Below are 23,497 nucleotides of genomic sequence, written 5' to 3' on the forward strand. Positions count from 1 at the left end.
TTGTGGCCGGGCCGGCGTACGGAGCCCCGCCCGGAGCGGGCGCCCACCGGCCCGCGGAAACCCCGCTGCCGCGACCACGCGGCCCGGTGAGCGGCGAAGGGGCCCGGCACATGGTGCGGGGCCCCTCGGACGTACGGGATCAGGCGCGCGTGCGGGATCAGGCGCGCGTGGCCCGGCGGCGGCGGGCGCCGAGCCAGGCGGCCGCCCCGCCGAGGGCGACGAGGACGGCGGCGAGACCCGCGTACAGGCCGGTGCCGGAGCCCGCGCCGGTGGTCGCCAGCGAACCCGTGGCCTTGGTGGTGGTGCCGGCGGCGACCGGTGTGGCGGAGGCCGGGGCGGACGCGCCCGTGGACGGCCGCGCGGTGGCGGACGCGCTCGGCGCCGGCGAGGGCGTGGTGCCCGTGGCGCCCGTGCCCGTGGTGGCCGGGGCGACCTGGAACTTGGCCTCGGCGGACCAGACCTGGTGCGTGTTGCCCTCGGCCAGGCCGGTCCTCGCGTGCAGGGTGACCGTGGTCTCCTTCTTCAGCTTCGACTGCGGGCCGAGCTTGGCGCGCAGGTGCACCACGCGCTCGCCGGAGGCGGCGCCGAAGCCCTTCGGGATGACGGGCAGACGGTAATCGTCCTTGTCCGTCAGGTCCTTCCACTGGCCGTCGACCTGCATCTGGAGCCGGACGTCGGCCGCCGCGGCGGAGGTGCCGTCGGCGAGGCTCATGTCCAGGCCCGTGGCCAGGGCCGTGCTGAACTCGCCGTCGCCCGTGGCGCGGTAGCGCAGGTCCATCTCACGGCACTGGTGCTCGCCGGTCTTGTCCTGGCAGGGGGTGATCCGGTCGAACCAGGTCTCGAGCTTGCCCGCCTTGACGGCCGGGTCCGTCGTGAAGGTCAGGGTGCCGGTGTCGGCGCCCTCCGCCGCCTCGTCGGCGTAGGTCGTGGGCCGCAGGGTGAAGTCGCCGTCGTTGGTCGGGTAGCTCTTGCCGAGGCCGATCGTGACCTTCCAGGTCAGCTTGGCGCCCGCCGGGATCTCGAAGCCCTCGGCGGCCGGCTTGCCCGCCGGGTGGAACATGCCCTCCCACTCGCCGTCCTGCTGCAGGATGAAGGACTCGGTCGCCGGCGCGGTCACGCCCTCGACCTTGAAGACGACGTCCGCCTTCTGCAGCGGGCTCGCGCCGGCCGGCGTGCCGAGGATCCACGGGTGGTACGAGTGGGGCTTGTCCGAGGGGTTGGTGACCGTCAGCTCGAAGCTCTCCGTCGCGCCGCCCCGGGTCAGCGGGCCGCTCGGCGCCGGGGCGCCCATCGTGATCTTCAGCGCGTGCTGGTTGCCGGCTCCGGGCGCCGGGGCGGCGTACGCGGACAGCGGCATCAGAGCGGTACCGGCGACGGCTGCGACGACTGCTGCGGCGGCCGCGGAGCGGAGGTGGTGGCGGCGGGCGGCGGTGCGAGCGGACATGGTGGACTCCCCCCAAGGAATCAGGAAGGCAGGCGGGCAGCGCGGAGCGGTGACGGCCGGCAGGGCAGACGGAAGAGGACGCGCGGATGCCCGCGGCAGAGCGCCGGGGCGGGTGGTGCGGGGTTTTCGCTCCGGCGCCGGTTCGACTTCCTCGGCCGCTCGCTGCGATGAACTGATCTTCACATGGGGTGGGTCGCTGATCCATCGCCGCTTTGTCACCGCTGCGCAACAGGCGTCGCAGAGGACGGCGTCACGCGCCCAGGTGGGGAAGCGGGCCGGCGTCATAGGGGAGTTCGAGGGGCAGCAGCGCCCGGGCGGCGGCCTGCTCGCCCGACCGGACCAGGCCGTGGATCTCCCGGGCCAGCGGGGTCACGTCGCGGATGGACACCGTCCACTCGTCCGCGTACGCCCGCGAGGCCGGCCCGGACAGGCCCAGCTGGAGCGAGCGGTGGGCCAGCGGGTTCAGGCCCAGGTCGCGCTCCGGGTCCCACTGGACGCGGGCGGGGGCCTCGCGCAGGGCCCGCTGCCAGGCCTCGCGGTCGGCGTGCGTGCCGCGTTCGAAGTGGGACAGGCAGGCGTGGCGCAGCGCGTGGTCGAAGCCCTCGCGGGTGATCTCGACGGCCAGCACGGTCTCCTGGTCGGCCTTGGTGGCCCAGCCGCAGCGGTACATCATCCACAGGAACGACGGCTTGACCCACGTCATGCGCTCCCGCTTCCAGGCGGGCGGGAAGCGGCCGTCGCGGGCCGCGGGCACCCCCAGCCGGGGCGCGTACGCCTGGTAGACGGTGACCGTGGTCCCGGTGTGGGCGGCGCGGATCTGGCGGTCCGGAACCGGCACCGGAACCGGCACCGGAACCGGCACCTGAGCCGGAACCTGAGCCGGAACCTGAGCCGGAACGTGAACCTGAGCCGGAACCTGAGCCGGAGCCGGCACCGGCGCCTGCACCGGGGCGTGCGTGTTCGTCTCGTGTCGCATGCGGTCAGGGTGCGGGGTGCCAACCCCGCCCGGCCAGCCGTTTTCCACCGGTCGGCCGCCACCGGCCGCTACAGGTGCTCCTCCGCCAGCTCCGCGACCCCGGTGATCCGGTGCAGCGCGTACGTCCGGACCTCGTCGGCCGTGTGGTCGTACCCGGTGACGAAGCCGCCCTCGATCCGGACCGGGGCGATCACCCGCTGGCTCGCCGCGCCGTCCGCGTTCACGTACCCGATCCACACCGCCGACCCGGTCAGCGCGGCCGCCTGCACCGTGGCCAGGGTCTCCGCCGCGCTCGTGCGGGGGAGTTCGCCCGGCGCCGCGGCCGGGGCAGCCGGGTCCGTGGGCTCCCTGCGCACCGCCGTCGCCGCCAGATCGCCCGCGCGGATGGCCCGTACGGCCGCGCCGAGCAGCGTCTCGTCCGGTACCGGCGGGCCGTCCGGCACCGGGACCGGCGCCGAACGGGCCGGTGTCCGGTGGGCGTCGGCCCGCGTGACGACGACGTCGCCGGTCAGGGACTCCGCGGCCGGCGCGTAGCCCATCGCCCGCAACCCGTCGAGCAGGGCGCCCGGTTCGGCCTGCGCCGCCAGCACGGTCGGGGCCAGGCGGCGCAGGCCCAGCCCGGTGGACCGGCGGTCGGCCAGGATCTCGTTCAGCATGCCGTCGTCGTCGCAGCGCACGTACGAGGACGCCGCGCCGACCCGCAGGTGCCCGTGCCGGCGGGCCACGTCGTCGATCAGGTACGCCAGCGGCTGCGGAACCGGCGTGGTGCTGTGCTCCGCGAGGAAGGCGTGCAGGTCCGAGGCGGTCCGCCCGGAGTCCAGGGCCCGCCGGACGGAGCCGGGCGTGAACCGGTAGACGGTCGCCCCGCCCTTGGACTCAACGTCCGCGAGCACGGCCAGCACGTCGCCGAGCTCCCGGCGCAGCGGCCCGGGCGCCACCGCCGTCAGGTCGGCCTGGAGCAGTACGTGGTCCACCGGCTCCGGGAACAGCGGCGCGAGCAGCGGCGCCGGGTCGCGGTGCTCCAGCAGCGCCCGGCCGTGCCCGGCGAGCGCCCCGCGGCCGGTGACGCCGAGCACCTCGGCCTCGGTCAGCGTCCACTGCGCGAGGCGGGCGCGCAGTTCGCTCGTCCCCCGTACGGGGCGTTCCCACGCGAGCCGCGCCAGGAGGGCGTCCGGGCGGGCGGAGCCGCCCTCGGGCAGCGCGGCGAGGAGTTCGAGGACGCGGCGGCGGACCTCGGGGGCGGCGGAGCGGTCGAGTTCGGGGCCCAGCGCGGACAGGGTGCGGCCCTTGGAGTCCTGGTCGCCGACCAGGCCGGCGGTGCGGGTGGCGGGCAGCCAGGCCGCGGCCAGGGCCGACCACCGCTCGGCGGGCGGGAGGTCGACCCAGTCGTCGAAGGCGGGGGTGGGCGCGTACCGCTCGTCCGCTTCCCCGTCGCTGGCCAGCAGTCCGGCCGCGTAGGCGAGTTCGATCCAGAACGCGGCCGCCGGCTCGGTGGTGTCCAAGGCGGCCGCGGTCCGCTTCAGATCGCGCACGGACAGACCGCCCGCCCGCAGCACCGGCGGTCCGGCGTGCTCCCAGGACTTCACCAGCTCCTCGACCGTGGCCAGCGCGGCCAGTGCCTGCCCGGCCGCGTTGGCGTCCACAAGCTGTGGACGGTGCTCGCGCTCCGCGGGCACGTCCGGGGCCAGCGGCTCCGTCACCCGGTGCGCGAGGCCGCCGCGCAGGTGCAGCGCCACCTCCCGGGGCAGCACGACGGTCCGCGCCGACGCCGGCAGCAGCAGCCCGCGGTCGCGCAGCCAGCGCACGGGCGGCGTCGGGTTCGGCGTGACCTCCCCGTACGGCGGCCCCCACACGAGCCGGCCGAGTACCTGGTGGGCCTCGGCCGGGGCCTCGTCGAGCAGCGCCGACATCCGCTCGGGGTCGGTGAACAGTCCGGTCAGCGCCGTCACCGCGGACACCGGGTCGTGCGTGGCGGGCAGCCCGGCCGCCGCCACGATCTCCTGGATCCGGGTCGGCGACATCCCGGCGGTGGCCTCGGCGACGGTCGGCCCGAGCCCGGTGGGGGAGGGCCGGCCGGCGGCCGGGGCGAGGAGCTCGCGGGCGGTGCGGACCAGCCGCAGCCGTTCGTCGTCGCCCCAGACCAGGGCCTGCTCGCGCAGGGTGCCCAGGGCGCGGGGCAGTTCGGCGCGGGCGCCGTTGTCCTCGTGGGAGCCGGATCCGCTGCCGTGTTCACCGGCCAGCAGCGACTCCAGCACCGGGTACGGGCACGGGTCGGGGGCCACCGCGAGGGCCTCCGCGGTCTGCAGCGCGAACCGGTCGAGCCGGTCCAGCGCGCGGACCACCGAGGCCCGGGTGCCGGCCCGGGTGGCCAGCTGCGTGATGTCGCCCGGCACCGGGCTGAGCAGGTCCGGGCGGGCGTGCAGCAGGGCCCCGAGCGACACGTCGTCGCGGGCGCGCAGCGCCTCGGCGAGGGAGCGCGGGGCGCTGCTCGCTGTGGCGCTCACCGCAGCACTGCTGGGCTCGGGCAGCTCAGGCACGGTCGCCTCCATGGTCGCGTCGGCCGGTCCCCATCCGGCCAACGGTATCCGCTGCGCCCTCGGCCGCTCCACGGGCGCACGCGCTACCTTTCCGGTGGGTGGTACGGGAGGAGCCGGGCATGGGGATCGAGAGCGACCATCTGGTCTACGAATATCTGAGCCGCGTCGGGGACTTGGCGCAGCGGCGGCAGCTGTCCTCGGGGGACCGGATGCGGCTGGTGGCGGGGTTGCGGGACGAGATCGACCGTCGGCGCGCCAAGTACGAGCCGGAGACCCCGGCGGCCGTACGCCGCATCCTGGAGCGGATCGGCACGCCGGAGGAGGTCCTCGACGGCGTGGGCGCGTCCCCGGCCCCGGCGACGTCGGCCGCCACCCCCGATCCGCCTCCGGCGGTGCCCGTCCAGCGGGGACCGGGCCGGCTGCGCCGCAAGGTGGTGCCGGAGCCGCGCCCGGCGGACACCGCGCCCGCGCCGCCGCACCTGGCCGGGCTCGACGAACTCGGGGCCGACGGCGGCGCGGAGCCCGACTGGTGGCGGGTCGCTCCGGGGCCGTACGGGGCGGGGCCGCAGGTGGAGGGCTTCGCGGGCGGGGTGGAGATCGCGGAGCTGTTCCGGGACCCGGCGCAGGAGAAGCCGGATCCCGCGCAGGGCCCGGCGGGTGCGGGGCCGGCCGACGCGGCGGCGTCCGGCGTCCGGGGTCTCGTGGCGTACCTGAAGAAGCGCCGGGAGGCCAAGGCGGCCGGAGCGGCGGCGGACGCGGAGCCCGCGCCCGCGGTGGGGGCCGCAGCGCGGCCCAAGCCGCACGCCTTCCTGCTGCTGGCGGCGGTCGTGCTGGTGGCGGGCGCGGTCACCGGGTGGTGGCTGCTGCTGATCGGCGGCTGGCTGATCGCGTACGCCTCGCGGGTGCTGGGACCGACCGAGCGCAAGGCGGTGGTGTTCGGGCTGCCCGGAGCCGTCTTCGCGGGCGCGGTGGTGTGGCTGTGGGGCCGCCTGGAGCACCGCTGGGGCGCACCGCTCACGGACGAGGGGCTGGGCGTGGCCTTCCGGGACATGTGGCCCTGGGTGGCCCGGGGCGCGGCCGTGACCTCCGCCCTCTACCTGACCTGGCGCTCACGCCGCCGCTGACCCCGCCCGGCCGCCGCCCCGCAGCCGCCTTGCCCGGCTGGTCGCTGAGGCGCCGCCCGCCGTGCCCGGCTGGTCGTTGACGCGCCCCCGCCGACCCCGGCCGGTCCCGACCCGCCGGCCGCTGACCCGGCCGGTCGCCGTGCCGCCGTGCCCGAGGGCGCTGGCCCGCCGGGCCGCCATCCCACGGCAGGTGGGGATCGCCTCCGGTTCACGGGAGGGAAACCTTCGTGTCCCCGCCGCACCGGCGGGGCTCGGCACAATGGCGGTATGAGCCCCGAGACCCCCACCGCGCCCGCCGCGTCCGTGCGGCAGCTGACCGTCGGCTTCGACCTCGACATGACCCTCATCGATTCGCGCCCCGGCATCAGGGCCGCCTACCAGGCGCTCTCCGCCGAGACGGGCACGTTCATCGACGCCGACGAGGCCGTCACGCGGCTCGGGCCGCCGCTGGACGAGGAGCTCGCGTACTGGTTCCCCCAGACGGAGATCCCCGCCATGGCCGACCGCTACCGGGAGATCTACCCCACGTACGCCATCGAGGCGACGCCCGCGATGCCCGGCGCCCGCGAGGCGATCGAAGCGGTCCAGGCGCTCGGCGGCCGCGCCATCGTCGTGACGGCCAAGCACGAGCCCAACGCGCGGCTGCACCTGGCGCACCTCGGCATCGAGCCGGACGCGGTCATCGGCTGGCTGTGGGCCGAGGCCAAGGCGGGCGCGCTGCGCGAGTACGGGGCCCAGGTCTACGTCGGCGACCACGTGGGCGACGTCCGCGGCGCCCGTACGGCCGGCGCGCTGTCGGTGGCGGTCCCGACGGGCCCGTGCCCCGAGCCGGAACTGCGGGAGGCGGGCGCCGACGTCGTGCTGCCGGACCTCACGGCGCTGCCGCAGTGGCTGGCGCAGTACGTCGCCGCGCAGGCGGTCTGACCGCGCAGGACTGCGAGGGCCGGTCTCAGCTCTGGGAGGCGCGCGCGGCGCGGCGCTGGGCCGCCGCCGAGCGCAGCACGCCCGCCGCCGAGACGGCGAAGCCCACGCCCATCAGCATGCACACGGCCCATGCGTAGGACGGGAACGGGTCGGTGTGCAGGAACAGCGGGGCCATCGTCACGAGGGTGGCCACGGCGCCGACGATGAACACGATGCCACCGGCGCGCACCAGGCCGTCGCCGGGCCGTGCTTCATCGCCTTGAGGAGTAACAGTCACCCCACCAGGGTAGTTCCCTGGCCGAAGCAGCCGACAGCGCAGCCGACGCCGAAGAGCCGGTGAAGGACCGGGGAACGTCTTGTCACCTGCCGATCGCCCACTAGCCTGGATACGGCGGGTCACCATGGCCCGCTGCGCTGTTGTCCGGAGCCGCCGTGCGGCGTACCGGACCCCGACGAGCACAAGGACAGAGGACGGACGTGCCTACCGGCAAGGTCAAGTGGTTCAACAGTGAGAAGGGCTTCGGCTTTCTCTCCCGCGACGACGGCGGTGACGTCTTCGTCCACTCGTCGGTGCTCCCGGCCGGGGTCGACGCACTCAAGCCCGGCCAGCGCGTCGAGTTCGGCGTTGTCGCGGGACAGCGCGGTGACCAGGCGCTTTCCGTGACCGTGCTGGACCCGGCGCCCTCGGTCGCGGCCGCGCAGCGCCGCAAGCCCGACGAGCTGGCGTCCATCGTGCAGGACCTCACGACCCTGCTGGAGAACATCACGCCGATGCTGGAGCGCGGCCGTTACCCCGACAAGGTGCACGGCACGAAGATCGCCGGCCTGCTGCGCGCGGTGGCCGACCAGCTCGACGTCTGAGCCCGTACGCACGACGGTGCCCCGGCCCTCTCAAGAGGGCCGGGGCACCGTCGTACGGGTGTGCGGCCGGCCTACGGGAAGGCCAGGGCACCCGGTGCGATGGCCGGTACCAGACCCTCCGCCGCGGCCCGCGTCAACAGCCCGCGCACCGCCGCGTACCCGTCTTCGCCGAGGTCGGCGGTGAACTCGTTGACGTACAGCCCGATGTGCTGGTCGGCGACGGCCGGGTCCAGTTCCTGCGCGTGGGCGCGGACGTACGGGCGGGAGGCCGCCGGGTCGTCCCAGGCCATCCGGACCGACGCACGGGCCGACTCGGCCAGCGCGTGCAGCCTCTCGGCCCCCAGCGAGCGCTTCGCGATGATCGCGCCGAGCGGGATCGGCAGGCCGGTCGTGGACTCCCAGTGCTCGCCCAGGTCGGCAAGGCAGTGCAGCCCGTAGTCCTGATAGGTGAACCGGGCCTCGTGGATGACCAGTCCGGCGTCCACCCGGCCGTCGCTGACGGCCGGCATGATCTCGTGGAACGGCAGCACGACGACCTTGCCGACACCCTCCGGCAGCACGTCCGCGGCCCACAGCCGGAACAGCAGGTAGGCGGTGGAGCGTTCGCTCGGCACGGCGACGGTCCTGCCGGCCAGTCCCCCGGACTCCGGCCGGGAGGTGCCCCCACCAGGACCCGGCTCCCGCGTCAGCACCAGCGGCCCGCAGCCGCGCCCGAGCGCCCCGCCGCAGGGCAGCAGCGCGTACTCCTCCAGCACCCAGGGCAGCACGGCGTACGACACCTTCAGCACGTCCAGCTCGCCGCGCTCGGCCATGCCGTTGGTGATGTCGATGTCGGCGAAGGTGACGTCGAGGACGGGCGCGCCCGGGACCCGGCCGTGGGCCCACGCGTCGAAGACGAAGGTGTCGTTCGGACAGGGCGAATAAGCGATCTTGACCGCCGGGTGCGGGTCACGACTCATGTCGGTGCTCTCCCCAATGGACGAGTACGGGCCCCAGGGCGCGGAATCCGGCGGTGAGCGCGGCCAGCGCGTCCCCGATCCGCCAGGCGTCGCGGTCGCGGGGGCCGACGGCGTTGGACACGGCGCGGATCTCCAGTACGGGCAGTCCGTGCGCGGCGGCCGCCTCCGCGACCCCGAAGCCCTCCATGGCCTCGGCGCCGGCGAGCGGGTGCCGGGCGGCGAGCTTGGCGGCGCCCTCGGCGGTGCCGGTGACGGTGGAGACGGTCAGTACGGGTGCGAGGAGCGCGCCGGTGGCCTCGGCGGCCCGGGCGGCGAGCTCGGCGGGCGGCAGGTGCACGCTGTGCCCGAAGCCGAGCTCCTGTACGTCGAGGAAGCCGTCGGGGGTCTCGGCCCCGAGGTCGGCGGCCACGACGGCGTCGGCGACCACGAGGGAGCCGACCGGGGCGGCGGGCTGGAACCCGCCGCCGATTCCGGCGGAGACGACGAGGGTGTAGTCGGCCAGCGCGAGCGCGGTGGCCGTGGCGGCCGCGACGGCGGCCGGCCCCACCCCGCCGACGAGCACGTCGGCGGCGAGGCCGGGCAGATCGCGCCGCGAGAGGAGGTAGGAACCGGGCAGGGCGCGCGGCTCCGGCGTCACCGGGTCCGGATGAGGGACGGGCCCGGCCAGGCCACTGACGACGGAGTCTGCCTCCGCCGCCACCGCGGTCACGATGAGCGCGCGCACCGTCGGTACGTGGCTACTTGAGCTTGAGGTTGAAGGCCCAGACGGCGAGCGGCTTGCCGTCCTCGCCGACCTGGACGATGTTCAGCTTCTTCGAGGCCGGTGCCTCGCCCTGACCGCCGGTCGCGAAGACGTCGGCGCCCGGGAAGCTGCGGTAGGTGTTGGAGGAGGGCTCGGTGATCGGCTGTCCGTCGAGGACGGCCTGCCACTTCTTGCCGTCCTCGACGACCTCGGGCTCGACACCCATGCGGAGGGTGTCCCCGCGGCCGTACTCGACGGTCTTGGCGCCCTTGAGGTCGGTGAGGCACTCCTGGACCTTGTCCATGGAGAGCTCCTTGCCGTCGGAGCAGGCTGCCTCGGTGGACACCGACGACGTGCCGACCGTCACGGTCGCCAGCGGCGTCGGCTTGTCGCAGGCGGAGAGAAGGAGGAGGCCGGCGGACACGGCTCCGAGGGCCGCGACGCTGCGGCGGCCCCTACCCGAGAAAAGCGGTGCGGTCATGAGCCGAAGGCTATCGGGCCACCCGGCTCCGCCGCCGCACGGGGGGTGTCCGTGGCCCGCGGCGCGGCGCGCCGGCCGCCCCCCGCGGCCCGCACACCGCCCCGGGGACGGGCCCTAGGCCACTCGGGGGCGGGTGGAGCCCGGGTGGTGGCGGGGGGAGGACAGCAGGCCGCGGAAGGCCATGGTGGTGCCCGCCGCGACGATGGCCGCGGCGACCGCCATCCCCAGTACCCCGTTCAGCGGCAGTGCGATGCCGATCGCGCCGCCCAGCACCCACGCCATCTGGAGCAGCGTCTCCGAGCGGGCGAACGCGGACGTCCGCACCGCCTCCGGCACGTCCCGCTGGATCATCGCGTCCAGCGACAGCTTCGCCAGCGCCTGGCAGAACCCGGCCGTCGCCGCCAGCACCGCCATGAACAGCCCGCTGAAGAACACCGCCGCCAGGACCGCGACGCCCAGGGTCGCCGCCAGCACCGCCGCGACGATGGTCTCGGGCGCCCGGGCCCGAAGCCACGCGCCCACCGCCGTCCCGAACGCGTTACCGGCGCCCGCCGAGACGCCCACGATGCCCAGCGACACCGCCGCGCTCTGCCCGGCGAGCGGGTGCTCCCGCAGCAGGAACGCCAGGAAGAAGATCAGGAACCCGGACAGGGCGCGCATCGACGCGTTCGCCAGCAGACCGCACAGGACCGACGGACCCACCGTGCGCAGGCCGGGCTTGCGCGAGTGGGGCTCGTGCGTGGAGAGCCGGGCCCGCCGCTCGCCCTTCGCCTCGTCCACCTTGTGCGGCAGCGAGAACGCCGCGAAAGTGCCCCAGACGAAGATGGCGCAGGCGCCGTACAGCGGCCACGGCGGCCCGATGGTGTGCAGGCCCGCCGCGACGGGCGCCGCCGCCGCGGTGGCGAGCAGGCCGGCCAGCGTGACCCGGGAGTTCGCCTTGACGAGTGAGAACTTCGGCGGGAGCAGCCGCGGCACCACCGCGCTGCGGACCACCCCGTACGCCTTGGACGCGACCAGCACGCCCAGCGCCGCCGGGTAGAGCTCCAGCCCGCCCGTGGCCACCGCGCCCGACATCATCACCGCGAGCAGCGCCCGCGCGAGCATCGCGCAGGCCATCGCGGCCCGCCGGCCGTGCGGCAGCCGGTCCAGCGCCGGGCCGATCACCGGGGCCAGCACCGTGAACGGGGCCATGGTGATCGCCAGGTACAGGGCGACACGGCCGCGGGCCTCGTCCGTGGGGACCGAGAAGAACACCGTCGAGGCCAGCGCCACCGTGATCATCACATCGCCGGCGCCGTTGATGGCGTGCAGCTCGATCAGCCTGCCGAGGCCCGATTCACCGGCGCCGTGCGCGTGCGTGGCCCGCCGGATCCCGCGCGCCGCACCGGTGAAGGGACGCTGCAGGGCACGCCCGACGGCCCGGCCGGCCCGCTTGGCCGGTCCCGAGCCGTCGCCGGACGACCGTACGGGTGCCACACCCGCCATACTGCCCCACGGACCCGTCCGGGTCCCGTCCCGGCGCGTTACGGGCGCCCGTCGGGTTGCCGTCGGCAGGCCGTCGCGGCGGTGCCGGCACCCGGTCTCGTCCGCGAATCGGACCTTGCATGTGGGCCCAAGGCGCCGGAGGAGGTAGCGTGCGTAGCGCGCCACCGGCGGTTGCTCTCGGCCGCGCGCCTCTTCGCGATCCCGCAGAATGGATTGCAGGTAGGTGCGCCCGAGGCCGATCGGGTGCGGACGTCGACGCGGCCCTCTGGTCCGCTCCGCCCGCGCCACGTACGGACAGGACCGACGGGTCGTTCAGGACGACAGTACGGACGGCGCACTCGTGAGACGGCGTAGGAGAGAACGAGACCTGTGAGTGCTGCGACGACGCGAAGCCGTACCCCCGACCGCCTGTGCGCCGAGGCGGTAGACCTCGCCCGCGCGGCGGCCGAGGAGGCCGCTGCTCCCTCAGTGGTGGGCGAGCACGTCTCCGCCGTCGCGGAGGGCGACCGGGTCGTCACGCACTTCTTCGAGTGCAAGGACCCCGGCTACCGGGGCTGGCGCTGGGCCGTCACCGTGACCCGCGCCTCCCGCGCCAAGAACGTCACCCTCGACGAAACGGTGCTGCTTCCCGGCGAGGACGCCCTCCTGGCCCCCGAGTGGGTGCCGTGGAGCGAGCGGCTGCGCCCCGGCGACATGGGCCCCGGCGACCTGCTGCCCACCGACGCCGACGACCTGCGGCTCGAACCCGGCTTCACCGGCGAGGACGCCCCGCCGCCGAACTCGCTCGTCTCCCCCGAGATGGCCGAACTCGTCGAGGCCGAGGACGCCGACGTCACCGACCGCACCGTGGTGCCCGTACGGGGGTCCATCGCCTCCGTCGCCGAGGAACTCGGCATGCGCCGCGCCCGTGTCCTGTCGCGCTACGGGCTGCACAGCGCCGCCGACCGCTGGGACGAGTCCTTCGGCGCCAAGACCCCGATGGCGCAGGCGGCGCCCGCCTCCTGCGTCTCCTGCGGGTTCCTCGTCGCGATCGGCGGCTCGCTGGGCCAGGCCTTCGGCGTCTGCGCCAACGAGTTCGGCCCCGCCGACGGACACCTCGTCTCCCTCTCGTACGGCTGCGGCGGCCACTCCGAGGCCGCGGTCATGCCGAAGCCGCCGCGCCCGGCCCCGCCGGTGCTGGACTCGATGGCCTCCGACGAGTTCCCGCTGCGCCCGGCCCCCGACACGGGTTCGGTCCCCTCGACGGACCTTCCGGCCGCGGACCTCGGCCACTCGTAGCACGCGCGGCCGCAGGGGGCCGGCCGTCCGGGCCGGCCGACTGTCCGTCGCCCGTCCGTCCGTCGCCCGTCCGTCGGCCGTCCGTCCGGCGGGGCGACGGCACCGCCCCGGCGGCGTACCCTCGGCGCATGGGGGAAGCGGACATGGTGGGGCTGGACGGCCGGGTGACCGGGACGGTGGGTCCCGGCCTGGTGGGCGAGGTCATCGTCCGCATCCGCGGCGGCGCGGAGCACTTCCTCGCGCATCCCGCCCCGGGCACGGGCAGACTGCCCGTCGGCACGGTGGTGACCGTCGTGGAGTACCTGCCGCCGCGCACGGTGTACGTGATGGCGGCGTACGACAACTGAGCCCCTCCGCCACCTGCCCGGATGTGGTTCGTATCAAGATGGCGACAAGACCTCGCCAGGATCTTCTTAACGCGCCGGCACAGGAGCACACTCGCCCTCGTCAGTGTCGAACGGCACTGCGACAAAGGGGGCGTTGCCGATGGCTATCGGCGTCGTGGCGGGAATCGTTCTCGCCGCAATAGTGGCCTTGATCGGCCTGTTCAAGCTCATGTGGCGGGTGGCTGAACCGAACGAGGCACTCGTCATCTCCGGTTCCACGCACCGCACCGAGGGCATCGGCGAGGGCATGGGCTTCCGGATCGTCACCGGGCGCGGAACCCTCGTGGTCCCCGGTGTGCAGGCGGTGCGAAAGCTGTCGCTGGACCTCAACGAGACCCAGCTGAACGTGGACTGCGTGACCCACCAGGGCATCCCGCTGCGGGTGAAGGGCGTCGTGATCTTCAAGATCGGCGACGACCTCGTGTCCATCGCGAACGCGGCGCGCCGCTTCCTGGACCAGCAGAAGATGATGCCCGAGCGGGTGCACATCGTCTTCGCGGGCCATCTGCGGTCCATCGTGGGCGGTTTGACGGTCGAGGACATGATCCGCGACCGGGAGAAGCTGACCGGGCAGACCCGGGCGGCCTGCGGCACCGAGATGGAGAAGCTCGGCCTGATCGTCGACTCGCTGCAGATCCACGAGATCGAGGACCCGACCGGCTACATCAAGAACCTGGCGATGCCGCACGCGGCCGCCGTCCAGCGGGACGCGCGCATCGCGCAGGCCGAGGCGAACCGTTTGGCCACCGAGGCCGAGCAGACCGCGTTCGCACGGATGGCAGAGGCCACCCGCGACAGCGAGATCCTCCAGGCGGGCTACCAGGCCGAACGCGACAAGGCAGCCGCGACCGCCCGCCAGGCGGGTCCGCTCTCGGAGGCCGCCGCCCGCCAGGAGGTCGTCGTCCAGGAGACCCGGGTCGCCGAGCTCGAAGCGCACCGGCGCGAGCAGCAGCTCCAGGCGGACGTGCGCAAGCCCGCGGACGCCGCGGCCTACGAGACCCGCACCCGCGCCGAGGCCGAGCGCGACGCCCGGATCTCGGCGGCGCAGGCCAAGGCCAAGGAGACCGAGCTGGCGGCCGCGGCCGAGGCCACGCGCGTGACGACGGCGGCGACCGCCGACGCGGCGGCCACCGAGGCCCGCGGTCTCGCGGCGGCGAAGGCCACCCGGGCGACCGGTGAGGCCGAGGCCGCGGCCACCCAGGCCAAGGGCCTCGCGGTGGCGGCGTCGGCGAAGGCCAAGGGCCTCGCCGAGGCGGACGCGATCAAGGCGCGGGCCGCCGCACTCGCCGAGAACCAGGAGGCGGTCGTCGCCCAGCAGCTCGCCGAGAACTGGCCGGCGATCGTGGAGGCGGGCGCCGGGGCCTTCGGGAACGTGGAGCACATGGTGCTGCTCAACGGCGCCGAGGGCATGTCGGAGATGTTCGCGAAGGCCCTGACCATGGGCGGCACGGGCCTGGGCCTGGCCCGCCAGCTGCTCGCGTCGATGTCCCAGCCGGGCGCTGCGGGGACCACCGCCCCCGCCGCCCCGGTGAACGGCAGCGCCGCGTCCTCCTCCCACCAGATCCCGATCGCGGAGGCGTAGGCCGCCGCGTCCGCGGGGCCGGGAACCCTGTCTCCGGCCCCGCGCTGCGCGTTAGGCTCGCGCCCATGAGGCTGTTTGCCGCGGTGATGCCGCCCCAGGGGGCCGTCGACGAGCTGCGCCGGGCCGTGCAGGCCGTCCGAGACGACCGGCTCCGCTGGACCGGGGAGGCGGGCTGGCACTTCACCCTCGCCTTCATGGGCGAGGTGCACGACGGGCTCCTGCCCGACCTGCACGCCCGCCTCGCGCGCGCCGCCCACCGTACGGACCCCTTCTCGCTGCGCATCCACGGCTGCGGGCACTTCGGCGAACGCGCCCTGTGGGCCGGCGCCGCCGGCGGGCTCGACCAGATGCGGATGCTCGCCGAGCGCGCCGACGCCGCCGCCCGCCGGGCCGGCGTGCCGATGGAGCAGCACCGCCGCTACACCGCCCACCTCACCCTGGCCCGCAGCCAGGGCGGCACCCGTCTGGGCCCCTACCTGGAGGCCCTCGCGGGGTTCGAGGGCACGCCCTGGGAGGTCCGGGAGCTCAGCCTGGTCCGCAGCAACCTCCCGACCGCCGGGGTGCCGGGGGAGCAGCCCCGCTACGAGGTGGTCGGGGCCTGGCCCCTGGGCGTCTGACCCGCCGGCCGCGGCCCCCGGGGGCCCGGCCCCCGCTTGCCCGGCCCTCGGTACGGGGACCCCGCTGGGCCGCGTTACGCTCGACGGGTGGATCCCAAGACCCGAAACCGTGTGATGGCCGGTGTTCTCGTGCTGATGTTCGTCGTCGTGGCAGTGGCGGCCGCCGTAGGCCGGTGACTCCTGCCCGTGGGCCCTTGCCTGGAGTGGACTCCAAGCAGTTGGCTTGGGGCCCATGAAGTACACACAGCTCGGACGCACCGGACTCAAGGTCAGCCGACTTGTACTCGGCACGATGAACTTCGGTCCGCAGACAGACGAACCGACCAGCCACTCCATCCTGGACGCCGCGCTCGCCGCGGGCCTGAACTTCGTGGACACCGCCAACGTCTACGGGTGGGGCGAGAACAAGGGCCGCACCGAGGAGATCATCGGCACCTGGTTCGCCCAGGGCGGCGGCCGGCGGGACAAGACCGTGCTGGCCACCAAGGTCTACGGGAACATGGCCGCCGAGGGCGACCCCTGGCCCAACCACGACCGGCTCTCGGCGCTGAACATCCGCCGGGCCGTCGAGGCCAGCCTCAAGCGGCTCCAGACGGACTACATCGATCTCTACCAGTTCCACCACGTCGACCGCCGGACCCCCTTCGAGGAGATCTGGCAGGCCGTGGACGTGCTGATCCAGCAGGGCAAGGTGCTCTACGCCGGATCGTCGAACTTCCCCGGCTACAAGATCGCCCAGGCCAACGAGACGGCCGCCCGGCGCGGCTCGGTCGGCCTGGTCAGCGAGCAGTGCCTGTACAACCTCGCCGAGCGGCGCGCCGAGATGGAGGCCGTCCCGGCCGCGCAGGAGTACGGGCTCGGCGTGATCCCGTGGTCCCCGCTGCACGGCGGGCTGCTGGGCGGGGTCATCAGGAAGGAGGTCGAGGGCGGCCGCCGCGCCTCCGGGCGGTCCGCGGACGCCCTGGCCAACACCTCCGTACGGGCCCAGGTTCAGGCGTACGAGGACCTGCTGGACAAGCACGGGCTGGAACCCGGCGAAACGGCCCTGGCCTGGCTGCTGACCCGGCCCGGGGTGACGGGGCCGATCGTGGGTCCCCGGACGGCGGAGCAGCTGGAGAGCGCACTGCGCGCCCTGGACCTGGAGCTGTCGCAGGAGGTGCTCGCCGCCCTGGACGAGATCTTCCCCGGCCCCGGACCCTCCCCGGAGGCCTTCGCCTGGTGATCCTTCCGGGATGACGCAGCGACCGGTCCGCACCCCCGGATGCGAGGTGCGGACCGGTCGCTGGGGCCGGGTCGCGGCGGAACGCCGGAGGCGCCCCGGGGCGTCAGGGAGTGCGGTAGGGGCCGCCGACGCCCCATGCCTGGTGGAGGACCGCCGCGAACTCGCCGGCCAGGCGGTGTTCGCCGGAGGCGTTGGGGTGGGTGCCGTCGTAGGTGTCCCGGTGGATCTCGTACGCCTCCGGCCGCGCGGCCAGCAGGATCGGCGAGGCCTCCGTCGACAGGTCGGCGACGGCCTTCGCGAGGAGCTCGTTGAACCGGGAGACCTCGGCCGCGAACGGTGCGTCGGACTCGGCCCGCACGTTCGGGATGACCGGCAGCAGAACCATCCGGATCCCCGGCCGGGCGGCGCGGGCCTCCGCGATGAAGCGGCGGGCGTTGGCCGCGGTCTCGTCGGCGGCGGTGTAGAAGCCGAGGTCTATCAGCCCGAGGGAGACGAGCAGGACGTCCGCCTGCCCGGAGCGCACGGCGGAGCCGATGAGCGGGGCCATGTGCTGCCAGCCCTCGCCCCAGCCGGCGAGGTGGCGGCGGGCGTGGCCGGGGAAGTCGGGGTCGGCGTAGGCGTGGCTGACCGGCTCGTTCGCGCCGGTGTCGAAGAGCTCGCAGCGCGGACCGACGATCCGGTACGGGCCGTCGAAGGTGGCTTCGAGGTGCTGCCACATCCGGTAGCGCCAGGTGTAGTCGCCGGCGCGTCCGATGGTCATGGAGTCGCCGACGAACATGAAACGCATCCGGTCATCATCGCGGATCACGCGCCGGGAGCCCCTGTGATGCCGGACACGCGGGAGGCCCTGGCAGGCTTGGGGCATGCGTCTGTTGCCGTTGACCGCCGTCATTGCCCTTGCCGTGCTGCCGGGTTCGGCCGCCGCGGCCGCCGGGAGCCCCGCCGCCGGTGCATCGGGGTTCACGATCACCGATCCGCGGATCAAGGAGTCGAGCGGGCTGGCCGCGAGCCGCATCCACCCGGGCGTGTACTGGACGCACAACGACAGCGACGACGGCCCGTACGTGTACGCGGTGGACTCGGCGACCGGCAGGACCGTGGCCCGGGTGACGCTGACCGGCATCGGGACCCCGCGCGACGTCGAGGCGATCTCGCTCGGACCGGACGGACAGCTCTACGTCGGCGACATCGGCGACAACCTGGGCGGGACCTGGGACCACGTCTGGATCTACCGCTTTCCCGAGCCGAAGCAGCTGGCCGACGTCACGGTCACGGCCGAGCAGTTCACGGTGAAGTACGCGGACGGGGCGCGCAACGCGGAGGCGCTGATGGTGCATCCGGTGACGGGCCGGGTGTACATCGCGAGCAAGAGCGAGGACAAGGGCGGGCTGTACGAGGGCCCGCAGCAGCTGTCCGCGTCGGGGACGAACGTGTTCAAGCGGGTGGCGGACCTGCCGTGGGTGACGGACGGGGCGTTCTCGCCGGACGGCGGCCGGCTCACGCTGCGCGGCTACTTCTTCGCGCGGACCTACCCGTGGAAGGACGGGCGGCCCGAGGGCGAGGGCGAGCGGGTAGACGCGCCGTGGCAGGGCCAGGCGGAGTCGGTGACGTACTCGGCGGACGGGTCGACGCTGCTGTTCGGCTCGGAGGGTGCGTCGAGCCGGGTCGTGGCCGTCCCGGTGAAACCTGCGGCCGCCGGCTCCGCCACCCCGGCCCCCGATCCCGCGAAGCCGGGGGCGCCGGCGGCCCCCGGCCCCGCGGGCGGGCAGGGCGGGGGCGGCTTCACCAAGGGCGCGGCCGTCCTGGCCGTGGGCACGGCCCTGGTGCTCGGAGCCAAGCGGCTCCTGCGCCGCCGCCCCCGGGGCGACGCCTGAACGGGCTCCGGGCCCGGCTATTTCTGCTTGATCGCCGAGATGTCGAACTCCAGGACGACCTTGTCGCCGACCAGCACGCCACCGCCTTCCAGGGCCGCGTTCCACGTGACGCCGAAGTCCTTGCGGGAGATGGCGACCGAACCCTCCAGGCCGACCCGCAGGTTGCCGTAGGGGTCGACGGCGTTGCCGGTGTACTCGAAGTCGATGGTGACCGGGCGGGTGGTGTCCTTGATGGTCAGGTCGCCGGTGACGCGGTACTCGGTGTCGGACAGCGGCTCGACCGCGGTGCTGCGGAAGGTGATGTCGGGGAAGGAGGGCGCGTCCAGGAAGTCGTTGGTGCGCAGGTGCTGGTCGCGCTGTTCTACGCCGGTGTCGATGCTTTCGGTCTTGATCACCACCGTGGCGGTGGAACGGGACGGATCGGCGCCGTCCAGGTGCGCGGTGCCCTCGAACTGGTGGAAGGCGCCGCGGACCTTGGTCACCATGGCGTGGCGGGCGACGAAGCCGATCCGGGTGTGAGCGGGGTCGAGGGCGTAGTCCCCGGTGAGTTCGGAGAGGGTGGCGGACATGGCGAGGTGCCTCCGGAAGGCCGGGACCCGGCGGCGGTACGGCCGGATCGTTGCGGACCCACGCTAGGGCGGAACCCGTTCCGGTCCCGGCCGGACGCACGGGGTGGCGGCAGAGTGCACTCTGACCGGCGACGCCGGCGCCCCCTCGCGCCCCGGCCGCCCCGCGGCGGCCCGGCGGGAGGCCGGCCCGGGATCACATCGGACGTGATCCCGGGCCGGGCCCGCCGGACGTGATCCCGGGCCGGCCCCGACGGACGTTCCCTAGGCCGCCGTGACCAGTTCCCGGCTGCGCGGGGACGGCACGAACGTGACGCCGTTGCGGCTCACGCTCAGGCGGAGGTTGCCCACCCGGGACAGGATCAGCGCGATCGCCGCGGCGGCCGCCAGCGAGACGAGGCCGCCCGCGGCCATGCCGATCCGGGCTCCGTAGGTGTCCGTCACCCATCCGACGACCGGTGCGCCGATCGGGGTGCCGCCGGTGAACACCATCATGTAGAGGGCCATCACCCGTCCCCGCATCTCGGGGTCGGTGGCCATCTGGACGCTCGCGTTGGCCGTGACGTTGACCGTCAGCCCGAACATCCCGATCGGCACGAGCAGCGCCGCGAACAGCCAGAACCCGGGCGCGAAGGCCGTCACGACCTCCAGGGCGGAGAACAGGAGCGCCGCCGCGACCAGCAGCCGCAGCCGTGAGTGCCCGCGGCGGGCCGCCAGCAGCGCACCCGCCAGGGAGCCCGCGGCGATCAGCGTGTTGAAGAGCCCGTAGGTGCCCGCGTCCCCGTGGAAGACGTCGCTGACGAACGCCGACAGCCAGATCGGGAAGTTGAACCCGAAGGTGCCGATGAAGCCGACCAGCACGATCGGCCAGATCAGCTCCGGCCGGCCGGCGACGTACCGCAGCCCCTCGCGCAGCTGGCCCTTGGCGCGCGGCTGCGTCTCGACCGGCCGCAGTTCGCGGGTCCGCATCAGCAGCAGGCCGGCGACGGGCGCGGCGAAGGACAGCCCGTTCAGCAGGAAGGCCCAGCCGGAGCCGACGGCGGTGATCAGCACACCGGCGACCGCCGGACCGACCAGCCGCGCGGACTGGAAGTTCGCCGAGTTCAGGCTGACGGCGTTGGCGAGCTGGCCCTTGCCGACCATCTCGGAGACGAACGTCTGCCGGGCGGGGTTGTCCACGACGGTGACGAGGCCCAGCAGGAAGGCCGCGGCGTACACGTGCCAGACCTGGACGTGCCCGGCCAGGGTGAGCGCCGCCAGGGCGACGCCGGTCAGGCCCATCAGGGTCTGCGTGACGAGCAGCAGCGGCCGCTTGGGCAGCCGGTCCGCGAGGACGCCTCCGTAGAGGCCGAACACCATCATCGGCAGGAACTGCAGCGCGATCGTGATCCCGACGGCGGAGGCCGAGCCGGTGAGGGACAGGACCAGCCAGTCCTGGGCGATGCGCTGCATCCAGGTGCCGGTGTTGGACACCGCCTGTCCCATGAAGAAGAGCCGGTAGTTCCGGATCCTCAGCGAGCTGAACATCGAGTTGTTCTTGCCCGTGGAGCGTGTGGGGCGCGTCGGGCGCCCGGTGGTAGTGGTGGGTGTATGGCCGGGTGCGGAGTCTGCTCCGTTTCCCGTACTCAAAAGCGTTCGCCTCCTGGCGTCGTCTCCTACAGGTGCGCGAGCTTCTCCAGGACGGGCGCGGCCTCGCGCAGCTTGGCCCATTCGTCCTCGGTCAGCTCGGCAGCGAGCCCGGCCAGGAAGGCGTTGCGCTTGCGACGGCTCTCTTCGAGCATCGCTTCGGCTTCCTCGGTCTGGGTGACCACCTTCTGGCGGCGGTCGTCCGGGTGCGGCTGCAGCCTGACCAGACCCTTGGCCTCCAGCAGCGCCACGATGCGGGTCATCGACGGAGGCTGGACGTGCTCGCGACGGGCCAGCTCACCGGGGGTGGCCTGGCCGCAGCGGGCGAGGGTGCCGAGGACCGACATCTCGGTCGGGCTCAGCGATTCGTCGACGCGCTGGTGCTTCAGGCGCCGGCCCAGCCGCATGACGGCGGAGCGGAGGTCGTTCACGGCGGCAGCGTCGTCGCCATGGGTAAGGTCGAGCATCTCTTTAGACTACCTCATTACTCTCGCTAAAGAACGCCATTTAACCGTGTCACTCGTACGGGTGAGTCGGCGGCGGAAAGTGACACGCGTCGGCGGCCTGTGCCACGACCCTTTCGGCATGGGGACACACGTGCTGAGCATGCGCATAGACGGGGAGCTGCTCGACCGCCTCCGGACTCATGCCGCGAAACGCGGAATGAGCGTCCAGGACTATGTCGTCCGGACGCTCATTCGCGATGACTTCGACGAGCGCTTCAAGGCGGCCGTCGACGAGACGGAGAAGTTCTACGGTCTTACGTGAGGCCGAGGGCCGGCATCGCGTAGTAGAAGACGAACACCGCGGACACGACGTACAGAGCCGCCGGGACCTCGCGGCCCCGGCCGGTCGCCAGGCGCAGCACGCAGAAGCTGATGAAGCCGAAGCCGATGCCGTTGGTGATCGAGTACGTGAAGGGCATCATCACCATGGCCAGGAAGGCCGGGACGGCGATGGTGAAGTCGCTCCAGTCGATGTCCTTGACCGAGCCCGCCAGGATCAGGAAGCCGACCGCCACGAGCGCGGGGGTGGCCGCCTGGGACGGGACCATGGTGGCGAGCGGGGTCAGGAACAGCGCCACGGTGAAGAGTCCGCCGGTGACGACGTTCGCCAGACCGGTGCGGGCGCCTTCGCCGACGCCGGCCGTGGACTCCACGAAGCAGGTGGTGGCCGAGGACGAGGTGGCGCCGCCGGAGGCGACGGCCAGGCCGTCGATGAGCAGCACCTTGTTGATGCCGGGGAAGTTGCCGTCCTTGTCGATCAGCTTGGCCTCGTCGCCGACGCCGAGGATCGTGCCCATCGCGTCGAAGAAGCAGGACAGCAGCACGGTGAAGACGAAGAGGACGCCGGTCAGCAGGCCGACCTTGCCGAACCCGCCGAACAGGCTGACCTGGCCGACGAGCCCGAAGTCGGGCGCGGCCACCGGGTTGCCCGGCCACTCGGGCACGGTCAGGCCCCAGCCGGAGTCGGGCAGGCCGGCGATCAGCTGGACGGCCACGGCGACGACGGTCATGACCACGATGGAGATCAGGATCGCGCCGGGCGTCTTGCGGATCAGCAGGGCGAGGGTCAGCAGGACGCCGACGATGAAGATCAGGACCGGCCAGCCGTGCAGGTGCCCGCCGGTGCCGAGCTGGAGCGGCACGGTGGTGTGCGCGGCGTCGGGGATGCGGGTGACGAATCCCGAGTCGACGAGGCCGATCAGCATGATGAACAGGCCGATGCCGATCGCGATGCCCTTGCGCAGGCCGAGCGGGACGGCGTTCATGACCCGCTCGCGCAGGCCGGTCGCCACCAGCAGCATCACGACGAAACCGGCCAGGACGACCATGCCCATGGCGTCGGGCCAGCTCATGCGCGGGGCCAGCTGGAGGGCGACCACGGTGTTCACGCCGAGGCCGGCGGCGAGCGCGATCGGGACGTTGCCGATGACGCCCATGAGGAGCGTGGTGAACGCCGCCGTCAGGACGGTGGCGGTGACGAGCTGGCCGCTGTCGAGCTGGTGCCCGTACATGTCCTTCGCGCTGCCCAGGATGATCGGGTTCAGCACGATGATGTAGGCCATCGCGAAGAAGGTGGCGAAACCGCCGCGGACCTCACGGGCGACGGTGGAGCCGCGCTCGGAGATCTTGAAATGGCGGTCCAGGGCGGACCTGCCCCCGGGGGCAGGGTCCGGGAGGGTGGCGGGCGCGGATGCGGGGGCCGACGTGCTCATACGGTCCTCTGAGGTCCTCATTGCGGGGCATTGGGGGTTTCATACGAAGAAAATGGGCCAAGCCCACACCGTTTCAGTATGAACACATGAACGAAAGCCCGTCCATCTCCGCGCGTAGACCCCGTTTCGGCGCACCTAGACTTGGGGGCATGGCGAAATGGACTGCGAAGCACGAGGCGCCCGAGCCCCTGGAGGGCCCGGTCGTCGCGACCGTGACCGGCGGCACGATCATCTGGTTCGCCATGTTCCTGGTCCAGCTCCCCTTCTACGGCTGGTTCGCCGACCGGGACCTGCTGTGGTGGGTCTGGTGCTGTGCGGCCGGTGGCGTCCTCGGGCTCATCGGCCGCTGGTACGTCCGGGGCCGCGACGCCGCCCTCAAGCGCCACGCCGACGCGCTGGCCGCGCAGGGGACGGCGCCCGGACCGGGCCCCGCGGCCCCGCACGCCTAGCAGCGAGCCCCACACGCCTGGCAGGAGTCCGCGCCGGGCCGGTGCGGGCCACGCCCGGGGCGACCGCAGGACGATTTCCCTCATCCCGAAGTCGGATCTTCGGACTTCTCGGCGGGTGAAGCGGTAAAACCCCCTTTACCGTCGAT

24 protein-coding genes are annotated in these 23,497 nt (G+C 73.7%); 11 read left to right on the forward strand and 13 right to left on the reverse strand.

Annotated elements, in window-relative coordinates; all coding sequences use genetic code 11:
- Positions 1–157: 157 nt before the first annotated feature.
- From ACIPK4_RS00695 to ACIPK4_RS00705, 3 genes are all read right to left on the reverse strand, one after another.
- A complete protein-coding gene (locus tag ACIPK4_RS00695) occupies positions 158–1,444 on the reverse strand; it encodes a hypothetical protein (protein WP_402308076.1) in 1,287 nt (428 codons plus the stop codon).
- Positions 1,445–1,694: 250 nt separating this feature from the next.
- Complete coding sequence (locus tag ACIPK4_RS00700) at positions 1,695–2,294, reverse strand: DUF4291 domain-containing protein (RefSeq protein WP_402308079.1); 600 nt, start codon at positions 2,292–2,294, stop codon at positions 1,695–1,697.
- Between the two features lie 194 nt (positions 2,295–2,488).
- Positions 2,489–4,969, reverse strand: a complete 2,481-nt coding sequence (locus ACIPK4_RS00705; RefSeq protein ID WP_402308082.1) for a helicase C-terminal domain-containing protein — start codon at positions 4,967–4,969, stop codon at positions 2,489–2,491.
- A 107-nt stretch (positions 4,970–5,076) separates the two neighbouring features.
- On the opposite strand from ACIPK4_RS00705, the gene ACIPK4_RS00710 reads away from it, so the two are divergent.
- A complete protein-coding gene (locus ACIPK4_RS00710; protein ID WP_402308085.1) occupies positions 5,077–6,081 on the forward strand; it encodes a hypothetical protein in 1,005 nt (334 codons plus the stop codon).
- A 267-nt stretch (positions 6,082–6,348) separates the two neighbouring features.
- Positions 6,349–7,005 (forward strand): HAD family hydrolase, encoded by a 657-nt coding sequence (locus ACIPK4_RS00715; protein ID WP_402308088.1) that lies wholly within the window; start codon positions 6,349–6,351, stop codon positions 7,003–7,005.
- Between the two features lie 25 nt (positions 7,006–7,030).
- Here the strand turns inward: ACIPK4_RS00715 and ACIPK4_RS00720 are convergent, their stop codons facing one another.
- Positions 7,031–7,282 (reverse strand): hypothetical protein, encoded by a 252-nt coding sequence (locus ACIPK4_RS00720; protein ID WP_402308091.1) that lies wholly within the window; start codon positions 7,280–7,282, stop codon positions 7,031–7,033.
- A gap of 200 nt (positions 7,283–7,482) precedes the next feature.
- Here ACIPK4_RS00720 and ACIPK4_RS00725 point away from each other — a divergent pair, with 200 nt between their 5' ends.
- Positions 7,483–7,866 carry a cold-shock protein gene (locus ACIPK4_RS00725; RefSeq protein WP_030012939.1) on the forward strand — a complete coding sequence of 128 codons (384 nt, stop codon included), beginning with the start codon at positions 7,483–7,485 and terminating at the stop codon, positions 7,864–7,866.
- 71 nt (positions 7,867–7,937) lie between these two features.
- Here the strand turns inward: ACIPK4_RS00725 and ACIPK4_RS00730 are convergent, their stop codons facing one another.
- The 4 genes from ACIPK4_RS00730 to ACIPK4_RS00745 form a co-directional block, all read right to left on the reverse strand.
- Positions 7,938–8,825 (reverse strand): 1,4-dihydroxy-6-naphthoate synthase, encoded by an 888-nt coding sequence (locus tag ACIPK4_RS00730; protein ID WP_402308095.1) that lies wholly within the window; start codon positions 8,823–8,825, stop codon positions 7,938–7,940.
- Positions 8,815–9,549, reverse strand: coding sequence for a futalosine hydrolase (locus ACIPK4_RS00735; RefSeq protein WP_402308097.1), 735 nt, complete (start codon positions 9,547–9,549; stop codon positions 8,815–8,817). The genes ACIPK4_RS00730 and ACIPK4_RS00735 overlap by 11 nt, the downstream gene beginning before the upstream one ends.
- A gap of 13 nt (positions 9,550–9,562) precedes the next feature.
- A complete protein-coding gene (locus tag ACIPK4_RS00740) occupies positions 9,563–10,048 on the reverse strand; it encodes a hypothetical protein (RefSeq protein ID WP_054222629.1) in 486 nt (161 codons plus the stop codon).
- Between the two features lie 114 nt (positions 10,049–10,162).
- Entirely contained in the window at positions 10,163–11,533 is a 1,371-nt protein-coding gene (locus tag ACIPK4_RS00745; RefSeq protein ID WP_402308100.1) for an MFS transporter, read from the reverse strand.
- A gap of 369 nt (positions 11,534–11,902) precedes the next feature.
- Here ACIPK4_RS00745 and ACIPK4_RS00750 point away from each other — a divergent pair, with 369 nt between their 5' ends.
- The 5 genes from ACIPK4_RS00750 to ACIPK4_RS00770 all read left to right on the forward strand — a co-directional run bounded on the left by ACIPK4_RS00750 (position 11,903) and on the right by ACIPK4_RS00770 (position 16,618).
- Positions 11,903–12,811: a DUF3027 domain-containing protein gene (locus ACIPK4_RS00750; RefSeq protein WP_054222631.1), complete on the forward strand. Its 909-nt coding sequence runs from the start codon at positions 11,903–11,905 to the stop codon at positions 12,809–12,811.
- 128 nt (positions 12,812–12,939) lie between these two features.
- Positions 12,940–13,158, forward strand: a complete 219-nt coding sequence (locus tag ACIPK4_RS00755) for a hypothetical protein (protein ID WP_385193202.1) — start codon at positions 12,940–12,942, stop codon at positions 13,156–13,158.
- 139 nt (positions 13,159–13,297) lie between these two features.
- Entirely contained in the window at positions 13,298–14,779 is a 1,482-nt protein-coding gene (locus ACIPK4_RS00760; RefSeq protein ID WP_402308103.1) for an SPFH domain-containing protein, read from the forward strand.
- A gap of 65 nt (positions 14,780–14,844) precedes the next feature.
- Positions 14,845–15,396 carry an RNA 2',3'-cyclic phosphodiesterase gene (gene thpR / locus ACIPK4_RS00765; RefSeq protein ID WP_402308106.1) on the forward strand — a complete coding sequence of 184 codons (552 nt, stop codon included), beginning with the start codon at positions 14,845–14,847 and terminating at the stop codon, positions 15,394–15,396.
- A gap of 232 nt (positions 15,397–15,628) precedes the next feature.
- Entirely contained in the window at positions 15,629–16,618 is a 990-nt protein-coding gene (locus ACIPK4_RS00770) for an aldo/keto reductase (RefSeq protein WP_402308109.1), read from the forward strand.
- Between the two features lie 103 nt (positions 16,619–16,721).
- On the opposite strand, the gene ACIPK4_RS00775 is transcribed toward ACIPK4_RS00770, so the two are convergent.
- Positions 16,722–17,405 (reverse strand): GDSL-type esterase/lipase family protein, encoded by a 684-nt coding sequence (locus ACIPK4_RS00775; RefSeq protein ID WP_402308112.1) that lies wholly within the window; start codon positions 17,403–17,405, stop codon positions 16,722–16,724.
- A gap of 76 nt (positions 17,406–17,481) precedes the next feature.
- On the opposite strand from ACIPK4_RS00775, the gene ACIPK4_RS00780 reads away from it, so the two are divergent.
- Positions 17,482–18,492: a WD40 repeat domain-containing protein gene (locus ACIPK4_RS00780; protein ID WP_402308114.1), complete on the forward strand. Its 1,011-nt coding sequence runs from the start codon at positions 17,482–17,484 to the stop codon at positions 18,490–18,492.
- A 17-nt stretch (positions 18,493–18,509) separates the two neighbouring features.
- Here ACIPK4_RS00780 and ACIPK4_RS00785 read toward each other — a convergent pair whose 3' ends face one another.
- From ACIPK4_RS00785 to ACIPK4_RS00795, 3 genes are all read right to left on the reverse strand, one after another.
- The gene (locus tag ACIPK4_RS00785) at positions 18,510–19,061 is read right to left on the reverse strand and encodes a YceI family protein (RefSeq protein WP_402308117.1); all 552 of its coding nucleotides are present in this window, start codon (positions 19,059–19,061) and stop codon (positions 18,510–18,512) included.
- Between the two features lie 261 nt (positions 19,062–19,322).
- Complete coding sequence (locus ACIPK4_RS00790) at positions 19,323–20,687, reverse strand: MFS transporter (protein WP_402308120.1); 1,365 nt, start codon at positions 20,685–20,687, stop codon at positions 19,323–19,325.
- Positions 20,688–20,713: 26 nt separating this feature from the next.
- Positions 20,714–21,151 (reverse strand): MarR family winged helix-turn-helix transcriptional regulator, encoded by a 438-nt coding sequence (locus ACIPK4_RS00795; protein WP_030156888.1) that lies wholly within the window; start codon positions 21,149–21,151, stop codon positions 20,714–20,716.
- A 118-nt stretch (positions 21,152–21,269) separates the two neighbouring features.
- On the opposite strand from ACIPK4_RS00795, the gene ACIPK4_RS00800 reads away from it, so the two are divergent.
- Positions 21,270–21,452: a hypothetical protein gene (locus tag ACIPK4_RS00800; protein WP_030156886.1), complete on the forward strand. Its 183-nt coding sequence runs from the start codon at positions 21,270–21,272 to the stop codon at positions 21,450–21,452.
- Here ACIPK4_RS00800 and ACIPK4_RS00805 read toward each other — a convergent pair.
- The gene (locus ACIPK4_RS00805) at positions 21,445–22,902 is read right to left on the reverse strand and encodes an NCS2 family permease (protein ID WP_402308124.1); all 1,458 of its coding nucleotides are present in this window, start codon (positions 22,900–22,902) and stop codon (positions 21,445–21,447) included. The two genes, ACIPK4_RS00800 and ACIPK4_RS00805, sit on opposite strands and share 8 nt — an antisense overlap.
- Before the next feature lie 149 nt (positions 22,903–23,051).
- Between ACIPK4_RS00805 and ACIPK4_RS00810 the strand changes: the two genes are divergently transcribed.
- On the forward strand, positions 23,052–23,351 hold the full coding sequence (locus ACIPK4_RS00810) for a DUF2530 domain-containing protein (protein WP_402308126.1): 300 nt from the start codon (positions 23,052–23,054) through the stop codon (positions 23,349–23,351).
- The last annotated feature ends 146 nt before the right edge of the window (positions 23,352–23,497 follow it).

This window comes from Streptomyces sp. NPDC086989, from assembly GCF_044745505.1.
In the GTDB taxonomy this organism is placed as follows: Bacteria; Actinomycetota; Actinomycetes; order Streptomycetales; family Streptomycetaceae; genus Streptomyces.

Bases quoted from the DNA above. Each gene is read 5' to 3' on its own strand.
- ACIPK4_RS00695 (WP_402308076.1), bottom strand. From the start codon at position 1,444: ATGTCCGCTCGCACCGCCGCCCGCCGCCACCACCTCCGCTCCGCGGCC.
- ACIPK4_RS00705 (WP_402308082.1), bottom strand. From the start codon at position 4,969: ATGGAGGCGACCGTGCCTGAGCTGCCCGAGCCCAGCAGTGCTGCGGTG.
- ACIPK4_RS00710 (WP_402308085.1), top strand. From the start codon at position 5,077: ATGGGGATCGAGAGCGACCATCTGGTCTACGAATATCTGAGCCGCGTC.
- ACIPK4_RS00715 (WP_402308088.1), top strand. From the start codon at position 6,349: ATGAGCCCCGAGACCCCCACCGCGCCCGCCGCGTCCGTGCGGCAGCTG.
- ACIPK4_RS00730 (WP_402308095.1), bottom strand. From the start codon at position 8,825: ATGAGTCGTGACCCGCACCCGGCGGTCAAGATCGCTTATTCGCCCTGT.
- ACIPK4_RS00740 (WP_054222629.1), bottom strand. From the start codon at position 10,048: ATGACCGCACCGCTTTTCTCGGGTAGGGGCCGCCGCAGCGTCGCGGCC.
- ACIPK4_RS00745 (WP_402308100.1), bottom strand. From the start codon at position 11,533: ATGGCGGGTGTGGCACCCGTACGGTCGTCCGGCGACGGCTCGGGACCG.
- ACIPK4_RS00755 (WP_385193202.1), top strand. From the start codon at position 12,940: ATGGGGGAAGCGGACATGGTGGGGCTGGACGGCCGGGTGACCGGGACG.
- ACIPK4_RS00760 (WP_402308103.1), top strand. From the start codon at position 13,298: ATGGCTATCGGCGTCGTGGCGGGAATCGTTCTCGCCGCAATAGTGGCC.
- thpR (WP_402308106.1), top strand. From the start codon at position 14,845: ATGAGGCTGTTTGCCGCGGTGATGCCGCCCCAGGGGGCCGTCGACGAG.
- ACIPK4_RS00770 (WP_402308109.1), top strand. From the start codon at position 15,629: ATGAAGTACACACAGCTCGGACGCACCGGACTCAAGGTCAGCCGACTT.
- ACIPK4_RS00775 (WP_402308112.1), bottom strand. From the start codon at position 17,405: ATGCGTTTCATGTTCGTCGGCGACTCCATGACCATCGGACGCGCCGGC.
- ACIPK4_RS00780 (WP_402308114.1), top strand. From the start codon at position 17,482: ATGCGTCTGTTGCCGTTGACCGCCGTCATTGCCCTTGCCGTGCTGCCG.
- ACIPK4_RS00785 (WP_402308117.1), bottom strand. From the start codon at position 19,061: ATGTCCGCCACCCTCTCCGAACTCACCGGGGACTACGCCCTCGACCCC.
- ACIPK4_RS00795 (WP_030156888.1), bottom strand. From the start codon at position 21,151: ATGCTCGACCTTACCCATGGCGACGACGCTGCCGCCGTGAACGACCTC.
- ACIPK4_RS00800 (WP_030156886.1), top strand. From the start codon at position 21,270: ATGGGGACACACGTGCTGAGCATGCGCATAGACGGGGAGCTGCTCGAC.
- ACIPK4_RS00805 (WP_402308124.1), bottom strand. From the start codon at position 22,902: ATGAGCACGTCGGCCCCCGCATCCGCGCCCGCCACCCTCCCGGACCCT.
- ACIPK4_RS00810 (WP_402308126.1), top strand. From the start codon at position 23,052: ATGGCGAAATGGACTGCGAAGCACGAGGCGCCCGAGCCCCTGGAGGGC.